The sequence below is a fragment of the Rhizobium sp. NLR16a genome, assembly GCF_017948245.1.
GTDB lineage: Bacteria > Pseudomonadota > Alphaproteobacteria > Rhizobiales > Rhizobiaceae > Rhizobium.
The window spans coordinates 73,719-88,503 of record NZ_CP072871.1 but is presented as its reverse complement, the minus strand read 5'-3'; the positions used below and the strand labels follow the sequence as shown (position 1 = coordinate 88,503).

The window sequence follows — 14,785 nt, the reverse complement described above, 5'->3', positions numbered from 1 at the left end:
GAGCCTGATCGCCAATCCGGCATTCCTTGCTCAATTGCCTCGCGGGTCATCAATTCTTCTTGTCCGCAGGCGCGTCCACATCTCGCGTGGCGCCCCCTTCGTTTTCCCATGATGCCAAAGCCTCAGGATCGGCATGCAGCTTCCGCCGTCTCGAAGAGGGGTAGGCGGGCGCGGGAATCGTCGCCGCCTTGATGCGCCTTATCACCATCACCTCTTCGTGATGGTCGCCATGTTCTGAAGCAACGAGATCTATCGTCGCGTAGTCCGCGCGCTTGAGGATGGACCGGAGCCGCCAATTCTCGTCGCGTTTCGTCGGAGTTCCGGTTGTGATGATTACTACCATAACCAGCCTCTCAAAATTAAACTGATGATGACGGCGAAGCTCGCCAGGATGGAAGCCCTGAATAAGAAGTCGCCGTAAGCCGCCATATATGAAGAGCGATTGAAGGTGGAAGACATCTTGTCCTCCCTTGATTGGGGCGAAGGGAGCCACCCCTTGATCGGCAGCGCCCGTTTCATTGGCTGTCGATATGCAAATAATGCGCCTCTATTGCGCTTTATCCAAGGCAAATGCGACGAACGCAGCGCCAGGCGACAATATTATTTTTCGTGCGGGCTACTCGGTCACGGGGCGAGAGGCGCGGGCTCTCCTCGGCTCGTTCAGTGATGACAACTCACCTGGCCGCGATAGTCCCGAGGCGGTCCGGAATTGAATCCTACTCTCGCCCGCCTGTATGATATAGTCCCTCATGACCTATTCCCCGAAGGACCTGGAACTCGCGCGACGGCAAGTGATCATCGACCGGCAGATGATTTGCGCTCAGCAGAGTCTGATCGACGGAATGCTGACGCGAGGCGAGCCCGCCGGGGCTGGCCCGCGAAAGGCTGGTCAAGTTGACAGAGGATCTACGCACGCATTGCTTCCATCAGGATCTGATTCAGGCGTCGATCCAATTGGAGCGCTGAGCCGGCGCGCTCGGGGCGGTCGACGGGTTTCCCCCCTTTTCCACTCCGCAGTCTTTTCGTCAGGTTCCTCGGCACGCCTCTTTTCGACGCCGCCCAAGCCACGCAGTGGCCGGGCTTTGCACTTACCATTGCGGCCTTCCTGACCTGCCTCGGACGCCACCTCCAGGTGGTTCTGACCCGAAGACGAGCAAATTGGCAGTCCTTTTAAGTCAAGAGCTAGGCGATCCGAACCACGACTCGCGCGTCAAAAGCTGCCGCAAGGAATGCGGACTGGGCTTCCCCTTCGGTTACTATGCCCTCTACCGTGCCCGCACAGGCCTCCATTGCCATAAAGAAAGCGCTACCGCTCGTCACCGGCCAATTCTTAAAAAGCATGTCAAGGGCTTCATCTGCGGACGCAATAATATGCCGCACCTGATTGCGTTCAACCACTAAGAGCAGCCACGCCGACGTCGACACACAGTCTCCGATTCCACATTTGAGAAATAGTGGATCTCACAGTTAGCCGGAGTACGGCATGAGGGAGAAAAGTTCCTCACCCGTGCAATCCACACCCCCAACCCCCGCCTTGACGCATTGTTCCATGCTATCGCCCTATACATTGGGAGGGCCGGGGAGTCCTACGGTTGTCGGAGGTTTATCGGGCAGGCCGTCCCTGAATGGAGGCGCGTGTCCGCTCAAAGCTTGGCGGAGACTTCGACGATATTGGCTCGCCAAAACACCTTTCCAGCTCCCTGGAAAGGTCGTCGGCAGAGGTCATCCCATATTGGAAACGTTGGATAAGCAACTTAGCTGCCGCGTTGTATCGCTCAGGATGGGCGACGCTTCTGGTTGAATTGTATCCAGCCGCATCCAAGACGCCTTGCAGCATTATGAGGTCTCTGGAATTTAAGATATGGACGTGTTCGGAAGACATTTCCGGTCCTCCTTCCATTTGGGGCGAGGGCTGAAAGCCCTGATGCAGCAGCGCCCGTAACATTGGCTGCTGACGAGGTGACCATGCCTGAGCGCAGCTCCGGATGCAATGTGAATCACGCAATTTGAATTTTTATAAGATATCTTTAACAAAACCGAAAATTGCGGTTGCGTTTCATGCAGCGAGTGCCTATATGCCTCTCATCGGCATTGCTGATGAGCGCTGGAAAGCATCTGTCGCTCGCAATTGCCGCAGTCGCTTTCTGCTTTTGACCACGGATGTACTGGCATTGGTATGGGTAGCGATGTGAGGAAGGTCGGTGCGGTTTCGCCCCGGCCTTTTTTGTTGGCCGGCTCGCTGGCCGAGAACTTCGTTTAAACACAATGGCGGCTCAGGTTGCCACATCGAGTTTGCTAGTCGAGCTTCGTTTCGCGCCACTTGGCGTCAAGCAGACCTTTCCTCTCAAAATCGATCTTTGTCTTCCGGGCGCCGTCCGGCAGCGATCACTCATGCGACGAATAGGAATTTAAATGAGCAAAACCAATGCCGCTGAGATCCAGCGCAGAACCCAACGCCAGGCCGCGAACACGAGCGGTGGCGGGCACCTGGGGGGAACAAACTTCGGGCAAGCTCCCGACGCCAAGACCGCAGGCGGAACAGGTGCCAAATCCCGTCCTAGTGGTGGACGCAAATAGACGTCTGATAGTAGCAACTCGGAAGGCTCGCTTTGAGAAACTGAAGCGAGCCCACTTTTCGAAGCAGCCAACTGTAATTCCTGCGGTATCGCGTTCGCCGCGGCAAGATCCTGGCAGATTTACGCTCGGCGGGCAAGAATCTCGATGAGCGAGCCTTGCGGGAACGCATGGAGGCTTTGAGCGTCGCCGCCATGCAGGACCTCGTCCGCCAACCGCCTCTGTGATCGGGAGATCCATCTGCGGTTAACGGAAACCCGGCAGCGTGCCGGGCTTGCTCCCAGTCAGGGCGGGAACACGGCGCGGATGCGCGCCGATGGAAATAGTGCCATGGGTTCGCCTCACAAATCCGGCGACAGCTCATTATGAACCTTGTGCACACCCTTCGTTCTCAGCGTAATCTCCTCCGCCCACAACACCTCCGCTTGCACATGCACCCACCCGGCCAGCGTGATATCGCTGCCGCGTGCGGTGACGAAGATATAGCTGGAGTCGAGATCGCTGGAATCGGCAAGCGCGCTGTAGACCGCCGATTCAAGATCGTCCTGGTCGGGATGGCGGGTTGCTACGCGGCTCGCGACGCTGAGATGTTTTCTGTCGACTGACATCGTTTCGCCTCCTGCGCGGCCCTTTTCGGGTGTAATAGGCTATCGGCGGATATCCCGCGCCGTCAGGGTATGTCGGTCCTTGCAGCCGCGGCCGTAGGCATGGGTGGCCGCATCCAGAATGGCCTCGCGCGCCATATCAAAGGCTCTCAAGCACTCGTCTTCGGAGCGGGCGGCCTGGCTTGCGGTCCGCAAGGCATTGGCTTCAATCAAAAACCGCACCTCGAACATGCCGTCATATCCGGAGAAGCGAACGGCATTGCGGCTCTCGTCGAAACTGCGGCTTCTATTGGGAAAGGTCAGTGTCACGCATTTCTCTCCCGGAGGGGTTGGTCATGCCAAGTCAAACTGGACTGTCGCAAAGTATGCCATTGAACTTCCGCCGGGCTCGCTGAGGCGCGGCAGGGCTGGTCAGGTTGCCGCTGTGCTACAGATGCAGGAGACCTTCCTCCTGTCCGGCTTCCTGCTGTCGGGGTGCCGGAATCCCGGAACGACGGCTGCTCCTTCGCAGCTCCGGTCCTAGGAAATATGGGGCGCGGCCCTCGAATTGCAATGTAGGGTCAGAGGAGAGTTCGTGGCTGGCTGGAATCTGTCGTCTGCGCTTGAGGAGGGCTGCGACGAGAGCATCGCGTTCGGGCCGAACGGGGCAGGTTATGAAACCTTTCTACGGCGTCCGCGTTTCGCACCATCGATCCCCATTTGGTCTGATCGAAAACTCCTGCAGACGGTTCATCGTGATACCCGCTGTTATGATGACGATATAGTGTCGGAATTGGAAGTTTTCATTTACGCGCTGACAGTAATCTCGTCGCTCTTCTGGAGTTTCCGTCTTAGGCGCCCAGCCGTTTGCTTTCCGATAGAAAAAACAAGCAGAGTGAAAAATCATCAGCTATTTAGACGGCGAGGGAGGCACCGAGGTAGACTTCAGCTGATTGTCATTCGATCATGCAGGCACCACCGCGAAGCTGGTACGGACGATTACAGTCCCATCCGTTGCCCGTCGAGTTAAGATGTGCGTTTTCGGGAAGCTTGAGCTGCAGGCATTGATTGCCCCTCGGCTCGAAGCCGCGGTCGCACTTCCATTTCAGTCCGTGGGGCGCGTCGACGAAGATGGCATTCTCCGGAACCTCGACAGCGACACACGTCTGATCCTTGTTTTCAAAGCCTCTATCACACCTCCACTCATTTCCGGCGGATGTCAGATATGAGTGGGCGGGGAGTTCGAGCTTGAGACATGCTTGTTGTAGCGCGCGATAACCTCTTTCGCATTCCCAGCCGGATCCTGTGGTATTATCGGACAGGAATGCTTTCTCCGGGACTTTGATAGGGTCGCAACCCACATTGGTTTGACGGTATCCACGCAGGCATCTCCAGCGATCGCCGAAATATGGGTCGAGATATGCATTGTCCGGAATTTGGACGGTGAGGCACTGGTTCCCCTTCTCCAGAAAGCCGTAATGGCAATCCCAGCCCTTGCCAAAGGAGGAGTTCGTCAGAAACGCGTTGTCGGGAAGCTTCACCTTAAAGCAGGCGTCATCCTGCCTTCGAAAACCACGATTGCATTCCCAGCCGAGGCCATAGCGGCTTGCCTGGGCATTTTCAGGCACCGACCTTGAGGTCTGGCCGAGCGCCGAGGAGCTGAGTCCCGATGCAGAATGCAGGGGGATGGTCATCATCAGGGCCAGCGCCCTGTAATATGATTGGCGCATAAGTTGTCTCCAAAGGCCTGCATCTGCGATCTCCTGGTCGTAATTCCAAGATATAACGCTGAAGGGCAGTAAAGAGGGAAGGACAGATACCGTGCGACGCTACCAGAGCCTTGGCTCTTTCTCGGGAGCTTTCTCAGGAAAAATGGGCGCGCCGGCCCACATCCCGCGACCGACAGGTGACGAGCCATGAAGCTGTCCTCTGTTGCGGACCATGGGAAAGGTCCTATGCACTTTCCGATTGCCTGGTTTGCGCTTGCTTTCGCCGTTGGCGTTCAGGAGCATTTTCTGGAAGTAGAGCAGGAAGCAGGCATGCGAGGATCGGGACGTCATCGCGTCCTCCTCTTGTCGGGGCTAGGGCGCGCTCTTGTCCCTCAGGCGGCAGCGCCCTGACCAGTTGCAGCCGACATCGCACCCTGGACTTCATTTCCGCCTTTGGCAAGCAAGCTTTTGCTATTCATGTGGTGCCTTGAATGAGGCTGATTGAAACCTTACATACAGGGCACGTTTTCAGCCTTTCGGCTACCTGATCCTCCCGGCTGCGTCGGTTGCTTGGCAAACCCTGATTTTGCGAACGTTGCGAACTCCGCCATACTGGCTGGAGCGGTTTGTTCCGGATGTATTCGTCCCGCAGCCGCACTGAGGATGCCATAATGACCAACACCACCCGCCATGCCGCCGAAAGCATGTTCAAGCGCTCCAAGCCAGAACAAGGATCGGATGCAGCAAAGCTGCAGGATTTCCTCAGCAGGCAAGCTCTCCGGAGGCGCGCGACGAAGCTTGCCGAGATGCAGCAGCGTCTCGAAAAACGGAGTGCTGGACCGGTTGGACTGACTTCTTCTTCCGTTAATACCGCAACATGGGACGGCAAAGAACGACTGTTCTCGGCGATCGCTCAAGCCGCAAGGATTAGGTTATGACCGTTTTCGACTATAGTGCCGGCGCGGGGCTTTACCCGTGCAAGACAATCAACAGAAGAGGCCGCCTCGGCTACAAGAGGTTCGATTCCGTCGCCGAGGCTCTTCGCTTTGCGATCGAGGACATGCCGCCCTCTCTCCTCGGTGGATCCGTGCTCGAAGTCGAGGAGGCGCGCTTCGATGGTTTGCAGATGCGCAAACTCTATGAAGCCGAGGCTTATCCGCTGACGCGCCGTCGACCTGAAACGTATCACGCGGAATTGCCCGCCTAAGTGGAAATGGCGAGAAGCTGAAAACAAAAGGTTGACTGGGAAGGATCTCCAGTCTATCCCTGCACATATCGATACTTTGTTTGCCGATATTTGTTTGGCTGCGCTCTGCGCCTCTTGATCAACTCTCCCTTCAAAAGTCGAAAACACCGCCGCGCGTCGCTCGGCGGGCCGTCAAATTTATGCCGATGAAAGGGTTAATCATGACCACTGGCACAGTAAAATGGTTCAACGCCACCAAAGGCTTTGGCTTCATCCAGCCTGACGACGGGAGCGCCGACGTCTTCGTTCACATCTCTGCCGTTGAACGCGCGGGAATGAGTTCAATCGCTGAAGGCCAGAAGCTCGGCTTTCAATTGGAGCATGACCGCAAGTCCGGCAAAATGTCTGCAGGCCAGCTCCAACCGGCCTAAAAAGCTCCTATAGTCGCTGCGACCACGGATGTACTGGCGTGGCTGGCAAGGATAGTTGAAGGCCAGGCAGATGTCTGGCCTTTTTCATTCAACAAGTGAACAGCGCCCGACCGCTCGTACGACTTGAAGCGTAGCGGCCTAGGCTATCCTGTTGGGCAAGGACATCGATTGAAACACCCAAGCGACAACAGCTTTTCAGAACGTCGTAAGTCCGCCGAAAGCGCCAGACGTCAGCTGATTGCAAAATTTGAGTCGGCTCCGAAGCCGACCGACCCTGTAATGCAAGAACGGTTGGCGGCGCGCGAAGCAATTGCTTCGGCCAGGACCGCGCGTCGCGCCGAGCGCGACGCAATGAAGGCGGCGGAAAATGACCGCCTCCTTCAGGAAGCTGCCGCATTAGCCGATGTTGCCGAGGCTCATCAAAGAGCAGAGGCGGAGGCTCGCCAATTGGAAGCCAATAACCGAATCGCACGTGTCGTCGCCGATGAAGCGGCACGCAAGGCCGAGCGCGACCGGCGCTATGCCGCACGTAAGGCTCGTCGCGCTTGACGGCCTGAACATCTGACCGTGGCTCCCGCCAATTTGCGTCGCGTCCGAAGGGGATCAGAAAATCGATGAGAAGCCAAGCCGGCCAGTTGCACGAGCCGTTTGAAGACTCCGCCGGTGCGTGGCTGAAGATCCTCGCGAAATACCGGCAACCGAGCTTTTGGCGCAGCGCGTTCGAGTTGTCTGTGACAGCTGCCCCGTTCGCGCTGCTCTGGGTCGGCGCGTATGCCTCTTTGCTGCAAGACTTCTGGCCCGGTTACATACTGATCCTGCCAGCCGCCGCCTTCCTGCTCCGGTTATTCATGATCCAGCACGATTGCGGGCATGGTTCATTCTTCGCCCGGCGAAAGCTGGACACGTGGACAGGACGCGCACTCGGCGTTCTAACTCTGACGCCTTACGATTACTGGCGGCAAACACATGCCGAACATCATGCATCTGCCGGCAATCTTGATGAACGTGGCATCGGCGACATCACGACCTTGACGCTCGAGGAATATCGCACCCGCTCTCGAGCAGGGCGACTCGCCTATCGACTTTACAGGCATCCGATCGTCATGTTCGGCATTGGACCCGCCTGGCTCTTTATCTTCAAGCAACGCCTGCCGATCGGGATGATGCAGGCGGGAGCCTTGCCTTGGGTTTCCACGATGGCCACGAATGCAGCGATCGCGATCATAGGCGGCCTGTTAATGTGGACGATTGGGCCTATCCCCTTCCTGCTGGTGCATCTGCCGGTCGTTTTGCTGGCAGGGGCAGCCGGCGTCTGGCTATTTTATGTCCAACATCAGTTCGAGGAAACGCACTGGTCGAAGACCGGAGAATGGAAATTTCCGCGGGCCGCTCTTCACGGCGCGTCACATTATGATCTTCCGCTCGTGCTTCGATGGCTGACCGGGAATATCGGTATCCACCACATCCACCACCTTTCAAGCCGCATTCCGTATTACCGGCTTCCGGAAGTCCTGCGCAATCACCCCGAGTTGGTGGCTATCGGCCGCGTCACCCTTCGGCAAAGCCTCGAATGTGTCCGGCTTGCTTTGTGGGATGAAGAGAGCGGCAGGCTCATCTCCTTCCGAGAGGCCGAGAGCCTCGGCCCATCGATATCTGACCGCTTTATGCGGATCGTTTGAATAGCATGTTAGGATCCAAGATGAGTACGACCGCCAAAACAAGTCCCAATACGGCCGCTTTGATGGTCACTTTGACGCCTCCCCAGATCAGAGGCTTGAAACTTGCAAGGGATGGGGACCTGTACCTTCAGGAGAGCAAGAAGTGGACGCATCTCAATGCGACGATTACCTTCGCCAAAGCCGATCGCTTTCAGGAGCGGCCGATCGCAATCAAGTTCGCAACAACGGCGACGGTAGGCGAATTGAGAATCAGCGGTCTTCTCAAGACCCTCGATCCCGACGCCGACCCAGCCATCTCGCCGCACGGCATCACGATGGCCGGAAAGATGTGGCTGCTGAAGCATAAATAAATCCGGTCAGTTGCAGCGCCCGCGACAGCAGAAACCGTCAGGGGACAATGCTGCTCCACCGGAGCGGTGTCCCAGTCGTCGTCCCTGATCCACTCCGGCATGCGGTCCACAAGCTCATAGTCGCCAGCCGCCGACACACTGACGGGCAGGGGTGGCGAGCGCGAGAAGGACGTTCGTCAACCTGCGCTGCTCTTTGAAGCCCTGCAGCAGACAAGGCGATCTGCCGACTTGGCGCTCGTCTACAACGAAGCATCGGAGCGCGGTCTTGCGTGGCAACAAAATATTCGAGCCCGGGTAGGAATGCTGGCGGCAAAAGATGCCGTGCGGCTTCGCGCTTGCCATCGATGCCGGCCGCCTGGCGCATGGGGCCATACCGCTGGAGCCACGCGACGTCGCCGTCCCATCCACTCCCGTCATCGGCAAGGCAGTCTTTTCATGAAGCTAGACCCCTTCTATCTCATCGTCGACAACGCCGAATGGGTCGAGCGTCTCGCGCCACTCGGCGTCAAACTCGTCCAGCTGCGCATCAAGGATTGCCCGGACTCCGTGCTTCGCGAGCAGATCCGGCGATCGAGGGCTGCCTGCGCGGCCGCGGGTTGCCAATTGGTCGTCAACGACTACTGGAAACTGGCGATCGATGAAGGATGCGATTTCGTTCATCTCGGCCAGGAAGACCTGATGGCCGCCGACAGGAATGCCATTCGTCGCGCCGGCCTGAAGCTCGGCCTTTCCACCCACGACACAGCGGAGCTGGAGACGGCGCTGGCGGCCGAGCCGGATTATGTTGCGCTCGGGCCGGTCTGGCCGACGATCCTCAAACAGCTGAAATGGGCGCCGCAAGGCGTTGAACGTCTTTCCGACTGGCGCCAGCGTGTCGGCGCGATACCGCTCGTCGCCATCGGCGGGATCACCGCCGAACGGGCGCCGGTGGTGCTGGAAAGAGGCGCTGATAGTGCCGCCGTGGTCACCGATATCACCCGCAACCCGGATCCCGAGGCCCGCACGCGGCAGTGGCTGGCCGCGACCGCGCCATGGCGATCCGCAAAGTGAGGTATCACCGGTGACCTCTTGATACCGAAGCCGTAAAACTGCGCGGCGACGGAGGCGGGCTCGACGGCCAGGCATGATGCCGCTTGGCGGCCGAGACTTTCGATCTCATCCTAAGTCGTCAATAACATACCGATGATAGCAGGGATGAGAACTTTGCTACGCCTCGTTTGTAAGCGACATAAATTATTCAGAGAGCGACGGCGAAACCAATTGAAGTTAATCCTAAATTAGCCAGTCGCGCGAATTCTTGCGGTTATCTGAGCTGTACAGCCCGCCCTAGAGGACTGGAGAATTGTATGAAACGCCCGACCGTCAAGCAGACCCTGATTGCCGTTTTGTCTGTCATCTGTGCCTTCCTGATTGCCTTGTCGTACAATTCTCTCAGTACAATTTCGACACTGAACGACAGTGCTCAGCAGATTGGCGGCTTCTGGATGAAGCGGATGATCACCGCCCGGGATATCAAGGGAAACTTCTCTGATCTGAAGCTGGCCTATGCGCGGTACTTGCTGGAGGCCTCGCCTGAGAAGCAAGCCGCCGAGGCGAAGCTGATCGACGAGGCGAACGCCGCGGTCGAGCGAGCAATCCGAGAATATGTGGCGGGCGTCCGCACGGAGAAAGGCCGCGAGCTGATCAAAGACGTCGAGACAGGGCTCAAGAAATATAGCGAGTTTGCGCAGCAAATGGTCCAACTGCACGACAACGGCAAGGCCGCCGAGGCGGTCGGCCTCTTTCGGGAGAGTATGGAGGCACAATCTGATCTGGTGAACCAGGAGATTGCTGACTTGGTGGCGTTCATTCTCGGACAGACCGAAACATATGTGACCACAAGCAACGCGACGGCGAGCTACGCGTTCACGACCACGGCATTAATTGCCGCCCTTTCGATTCTGGTCACTTCGGCTGGAGCACTGTTTGCCGTTTTCGGCATCGCCAATCCGATCCGATGGATCGCCTCCGCCATGAAGACCCTTTCCGACGGCGATCTGCAGAGCGAAATCCCCTATGCTGGCCGCGCCGACGAAATCGGGGCGATGGCAGGAGCAGTGGAAGTGTTTCGACAGAACGCGATCAACGTTCTTCGATTGGAGCAGGAAGCAGCGATATCGCGAAGCCAGTCGGAGGCGGAGCGCGCTGCCGCACAGGAGCGCGCCGAACGGGAAGCGCAGCAGTTGCGCTTTGCGACAACGACGCTTGGCGATGGATTGAGACGCCTTGCGGGCGGTGACGTTTCTTTCCAGTTGGCGGAGCCGTTCGCTCCGGAATACGAGAGGTTGCGTGGGGATTTCAATGCTTCGCTTAGGCAACTCGGCACAACCATTGGCGCTGTACTGCAGACGGTGCACAGCATCGACACCGGAACATGCGAAATCGCCTCCGGTGCGCAAGATCTGTCCAAGCGGACCGAACAGCAGGCAGCCTCCCTGGAGGAGACTGCGGCAGCCCTCGATGAGATTACTGCCAATGTGACGACCGCCTCGAAGCGAACCGAGGAGGCTCGCAAAGTCGCCCAGGCGGCTAACGTCAGTGCAGAACGTTCTGCTTCCGTTGTATCTCATGCCGAACAGGCGATGCGGCGGATAGAGGAAAGCTCCGAACGAATATCGAGCATTATCGGCGTCATCGACGACATCGCTTTCCAGACCAATCTTCTTGCCCTGAATGCCGGCGTCGAGGCAGCACGGGCCGGCGAAGCCGGCAAAGGTTTTGCCGTTGTCGCTCAGGAGGTTCGCGAGCTTGCCCAGCGGGCAGCGACGGCGGCGAAGGAAATCAAGGGCCTTATCCAAAAGTCCTCCACCGAAGTCGGCACCGGCGTAAGACTGGTTCTCGAGACTGGCCAGTCGTTGAACGAAATCAGCGAGCAAGTGTCTCAGATCAACCGGTTGATGGAAGCGATCGCGACCTCTGCGCGTGAACAGTCCACCGGACTTGCCGAAATCAATACGGCCGTCAATCAGATGGACCAGTCGACTCAGCAGAATGCGGCGATGGTCGAGCAATCCACCGCAGCGGCCGCGTCATTGTCGGCTGAGGCGAGCAGGCTGCGCGAACTGGTCAATCAGTTCACCCTCGACCGTGACCCCGCTCAGGCCGCTAAGCCTAGACATAGCGTCCGCACCATGGCGGCGTGATGACGATCAGGTACTTGTCCTGAGGTCACCGGGTAGAAGAACCAACAGCCTTGCTCTCGCCGCCGGCAACTCTTTGAGGGGTGGATCAAGAAGAGTGCAAAGTGTTCTGACGCGCGATTTCCAGCTTCAGGACCCTTCTCGCAGAGCATGCTTGACGCGGAGGATAGTGATCGCAACGGTTCCCACAACCACCGGAACGGCAACAAGCATGATCACCGGATCGAAATGGAACCCAGCGTGGTCTGCCGTCTCATATATGAACTTCACCAAGCTCAGCAAATAATAGCTAATCGCAATGATCGAAAAGCCTTCGACCGCGCGCTGGATCTTGACCTGCGTCGCAGCTCGATCCGCCATTGCTTGAATCTGCGTAGCATTCTGGAACTCAATCTCGACCTGAATTCGAGTCTGTAGCAGATCGAGCAGGTGCATCGTCGCTCTCGACAGCTGCTCAAGCCTCAATGCACTTGCCTCGCAAGTACGAACCGCCGGCTTGAACCGCCGCTCGACGAAAGTGCCAAAGCGCTGGAAGCCGGGGACATGGGTTTCCCGTAGAAGCGCGATTCTCTCTTCAACGATTTTCGCGTAGGCGGCGGTCGCTCCGAACCTGTTTCTGGTTTCCGCGGTGGCCGAGATGATATGGGACGAAAGAACCGTGATCTCGTCCAGCAGCTGCTTGTGCTGATGTGCAGGAGTACTCAAGTTGCGATTGGTCAGTTGAACGAGCTCCGCATCATACTGACCGAGAAGCGGTGCCAGACGTCGCGCCTCCGGCAATCCGAGCAGCGCCATTGATCTGTAGGTTTCTATCTCGCAGATGCGGCGCACCATGCGCCCCAGGCGATGTGCGTTCAGGTCCCTGTTGAACAGGATGATCCTGCTTGAATTGTCCGGTCTGACCCTAAAATCGGAGCAGACTTGCGCCGACCCACCACCAATCGAGGACGCCGCTGTATCCCCGAAATCGAAGGATTTTAAAACCGGTCCCAGCTCGTCAGGAGGGTTGCCCAGCACAAGGATAGCAACGTGGCAAACAAGGCGAGGAGCGGTCAACCCTGCCAGCCGCGCAAAATCACCTTCCGCAAGATCAGATTCCGGCCAACGCCCGGGCTCCGAGTGCAATTTCCGCAGGCGTGTGACCGTGACGAATTCAGTATGCCGTTCGACCCTGACTGAAATCTCACCATCGACTTCCAGGCTATCGTGGAACTCTTTGATCGCCCCATCCAAGGGCATAAACGCAATGTGCTCGACGATCGCCGGGCCGGTAAAATAAATGGACGGACGAGCGTGAAGCTCGGAGTTGAAATCTGCTGTTTGCAGTCCGACAGTCGCTGGGCTGGCGACGTGCTGCGCAGAAGCAGACGTCGTGGTTGAAACTGCTTCCTCTGCGCGATTCGAACTCAAATCCATCTTCCCCGTCCCACCAAACGCCACCGGCCAACTTATATGAACCGAACGCGATCAACTTGAAAGCCCTGCTGCCTGCTCATCAAGCGGCCTGGAACTGTTACCCGGTCGATCGGCTTCCCTACTCATCGCTGCCGCTATCGCCGCGATTGCGGGAGTAAAGAACCTGAGAAGGCGCTGCCCGCTTCGTTGACCTCACCATCGCGCATCCCCTGGGGGACCTCTTACGACTTGGCGTGCTGTGTATCCCGCGCGGTCAAGCGGTTCGCACGCTTGCTCACGCAGCCATATGCATGGCCTTTTGGGTGCGGGGTGGATGTCGTCCGTGCGCATCAACGCAAAATGCCATGCCGGCCCGCTGACCCTGGACGGCTGTTCCATAATTCAGCTTACGCCAGACTCGCCACCTGAGGTTGCATTGAACTATACGCGCAACCATCCCATCACCAGCACTCATGGGAACAGCCAGTTTTCGACGCGCAAGTCCTGGTAAACCGTAAAGTCCCGCACATTATTCGTCACGAGGACAGCCTTGAGCGAAACCGCATGAGCGGCTATCAGTTTGTCCAAGTGATCCTTTTTCCGGTCACGTGTCGCGAACCTGAGAGGTCCGTAGGCCCGTGCCGCATCACTATCGAACGGGGCGACAGGGATTGCCTCGATCAGATACTCTAGGTTCGACCGTTCCCTTTCTGCATCCTTCGAGGCAGAAACGCCATATTCGAGTTCCGCGAACGTAATGGCAGACATGACGACATCGCCAACGCGGCATTGAGCAAAACGTCGTGCGACTTGCGGCGGCTGCTCCTTCATCAGATAGATGCACATGTTTGTGTCAAGCATGTAGAGCGGCATTACAGCCTATCCCGTTCGGCCTGCTCCTGATCACCGCGCCCCTCCGCCATGAACGAGTCGTCAAATCTTGCGAAACGCGCCAGTACGCCCTCCAGGGACGGTTTTAGCGGGCGGATGCGGAGCTCGTCACCAATGCGCTCGATTTCAAGCTCCATCTCGGTCTGGCTGTAAGCCAAATCGGCGGGAATTCTCACGGCTTGAGAGTTGCCGTTCTTGAATACTTTTGTCGTATGCATGACATCCTGCTTTCCGAAGTCGAACTCGCCCGTGTACATCATCCGTGTGTACATAATGGATTTGTCGCGGCGATGCAAGTTGCGGGAAGGAAAAGGCCGGACCGCGAGTAGGCCTGCTCAGGCCCGGAGCGCAGGGAACGAAATCCGCGCGTTCAGGTTAGTCCAAGCAAAGCGGCATTTCGTACCCTGGCAAGGTGAACCCGAGGAGCACGTTGTGAATGTTGTATGTTTTCCACGGCAGCGCCGCGATGATCCCGATCGCGCTTTGGTGAGCACCGACGCGGATGAGCGACGGCTCTATAAGTTTGCCCTGCAGTACGAGATGGATGGCAAGAGCTGGGCGACCGACATCTGGGCCTATTCATGCAAGGACGCCGAGGATCGCGTCGCCGCGATGCGGCGGTCGCTGACAATGTGCGGTCAGCTCTATGCCGAGGTGGAGGCCGATGCTCCGACGCACCTCTGAGGACATGCGACGCAGCCGAGAAGACCAGATTATTGCCACTCCTCTCCCGTCACCGGCTGTCGACAGGTCACTTTGCCATGTCGTCTGGAACAGTTTGTTTCTCCAAGAGTTCGGGTCGCAAAA

General features: G+C 57.7%; 17 protein-coding genes and 2 pseudogenes. 11 read left to right on the top strand and 8 right to left on the bottom strand.

The annotated features are described in order from the left end of the window. Window positions 1-49: 49 nt before the first annotated feature. The 5 genes from J7U39_RS30775 to J7U39_RS30755 form a co-directional block, all read right to left on the bottom strand. Window positions 50-493: a hypothetical protein gene (locus tag J7U39_RS30775; RefSeq protein ID WP_247241825.1), complete on the bottom strand. Its 444-nt coding sequence runs from the start codon at window positions 491-493 to the stop codon at window positions 50-52. A 689-nt stretch (window positions 494-1,182) separates the two neighbouring features. Then, on the bottom strand, window positions 1,183-1,398 hold the full coding sequence (locus J7U39_RS30770) for a DUF982 domain-containing protein (protein WP_282615142.1): 216 nt from the start codon (window positions 1,396-1,398) through the stop codon (window positions 1,183-1,185). Between the two features lie 1,517 nt (window positions 1,399-2,915). Then, window positions 2,916-3,182: a BON domain-containing protein gene (locus tag J7U39_RS30765; protein ID WP_210633786.1), complete on the bottom strand. Its 267-nt coding sequence runs from the start codon at window positions 3,180-3,182 to the stop codon at window positions 2,916-2,918. 39 nt (window positions 3,183-3,221) lie between these two features. Beyond that, on the bottom strand, window positions 3,222-3,488 hold the full coding sequence (locus tag J7U39_RS30760; protein ID WP_097599671.1) for a DUF1488 domain-containing protein: 267 nt from the start codon (window positions 3,486-3,488) through the stop codon (window positions 3,222-3,224). Between the two features lie 626 nt (window positions 3,489-4,114). Further along, entirely contained in the window at window positions 4,115-4,888 is a 774-nt protein-coding gene (locus J7U39_RS30755) for a hypothetical protein (RefSeq protein ID WP_210633785.1), read from the bottom strand. A 650-nt stretch (window positions 4,889-5,538) separates the two neighbouring features. Here J7U39_RS30755 and J7U39_RS30750 point away from each other — a divergent pair. From J7U39_RS30750 to J7U39_RS30705, 10 genes and pseudogenes are all read left to right on the top strand, one after another. Beyond that, window positions 5,539-5,805 carry a hypothetical protein gene (locus J7U39_RS30750; protein WP_247241824.1) on the top strand — a complete coding sequence of 89 codons (267 nt, stop codon included), beginning with the start codon at window positions 5,539-5,541 and terminating at the stop codon, window positions 5,803-5,805. Further along, window positions 5,802-6,074, top strand: coding sequence for a hypothetical protein (locus J7U39_RS30745; protein WP_210633784.1), 273 nt, complete (start codon window positions 5,802-5,804; stop codon window positions 6,072-6,074). Before J7U39_RS30750 ends, J7U39_RS30745 begins: the two co-directional genes overlap by 4 nt. 200 nt (window positions 6,075-6,274) lie before the next feature. After that, window positions 6,275-6,484: a cold-shock protein gene (locus tag J7U39_RS30740; RefSeq protein ID WP_210633800.1), complete on the top strand. Its 210-nt coding sequence runs from the start codon at window positions 6,275-6,277 to the stop codon at window positions 6,482-6,484. 168 nt (window positions 6,485-6,652) lie between these two features. Further along, the gene (locus J7U39_RS30735) at window positions 6,653-7,033 is read left to right on the top strand and encodes a DUF6481 family protein (RefSeq protein ID WP_210633783.1); all 381 of its coding nucleotides are present in this window, start codon (window positions 6,653-6,655) and stop codon (window positions 7,031-7,033) included. 65 nt (window positions 7,034-7,098) lie between these two features. Next, on the top strand, window positions 7,099-8,163 hold the full coding sequence (locus tag J7U39_RS30730) for a fatty acid desaturase (protein WP_210633782.1): 1,065 nt from the start codon (window positions 7,099-7,101) through the stop codon (window positions 8,161-8,163). 62 nt (window positions 8,164-8,225) lie between these two features. Next, window positions 8,226-8,513, top strand: coding sequence for a hypothetical protein (locus J7U39_RS30725; RefSeq protein ID WP_176536298.1), 288 nt, complete (start codon window positions 8,226-8,228; stop codon window positions 8,511-8,513). A 44-nt stretch (window positions 8,514-8,557) separates the two neighbouring features. Further along, window positions 8,558-8,840, top strand: a pseudogene (locus J7U39_RS30720) (GSU2403 family nucleotidyltransferase fold protein); the annotation flags it as partial. Window position 8,841: 1 nt separating this feature from the next. Next, window positions 8,842-8,952, top strand: a pseudogene (locus J7U39_RS30715) (thiazole synthase); the annotation flags it as partial. Continuing rightward, window positions 8,949-9,563, top strand: a complete 615-nt coding sequence (locus J7U39_RS30710) for a thiamine phosphate synthase (RefSeq protein ID WP_210633781.1) — start codon at window positions 8,949-8,951, stop codon at window positions 9,561-9,563. The pseudogene J7U39_RS30715 and the gene J7U39_RS30710, both read left to right, overlap by 4 nt. Before the next feature lie 296 nt (window positions 9,564-9,859). After that, window positions 9,860-11,695: a HAMP domain-containing methyl-accepting chemotaxis protein gene (locus J7U39_RS30705; RefSeq protein ID WP_210633780.1), complete on the top strand. Its 1,836-nt coding sequence runs from the start codon at window positions 9,860-9,862 to the stop codon at window positions 11,693-11,695. A gap of 126 nt (window positions 11,696-11,821) precedes the next feature. On the opposite strand, the gene J7U39_RS30700 is transcribed toward J7U39_RS30705, so the two are convergent. From J7U39_RS30700 to vapB, 3 genes are all read right to left on the bottom strand, one after another. After that, window positions 11,822-13,102, bottom strand: coding sequence for a DUF3422 domain-containing protein (locus J7U39_RS30700; protein WP_210633799.1), 1,281 nt, complete (start codon window positions 13,100-13,102; stop codon window positions 11,822-11,824). Window positions 13,103-13,558: 456 nt separating this feature from the next. Then, complete coding sequence (locus J7U39_RS30695; protein ID WP_210633779.1) at window positions 13,559-13,960, bottom strand: type II toxin-antitoxin system VapC family toxin; 402 nt, start codon at window positions 13,958-13,960, stop codon at window positions 13,559-13,561. Then, window positions 13,960-14,196 (bottom strand): type II toxin-antitoxin system VapB family antitoxin, encoded by a 237-nt coding sequence (vapB, locus tag J7U39_RS30690; RefSeq protein ID WP_210633778.1) that lies wholly within the window; start codon window positions 14,194-14,196, stop codon window positions 13,960-13,962. Before vapB ends, J7U39_RS30695 begins: the two co-directional genes overlap by 1 nt. Before the next feature lie 214 nt (window positions 14,197-14,410). Here vapB and J7U39_RS30685 point away from each other — a divergent pair, with 214 nt between their 5' ends. Further along, the gene (locus J7U39_RS30685) at window positions 14,411-14,662 is read left to right on the top strand and encodes a hypothetical protein (protein ID WP_210633777.1); all 252 of its coding nucleotides are present in this window, start codon (window positions 14,411-14,413) and stop codon (window positions 14,660-14,662) included. The last annotated feature ends 123 nt before the right edge of the window (window positions 14,663-14,785 follow it).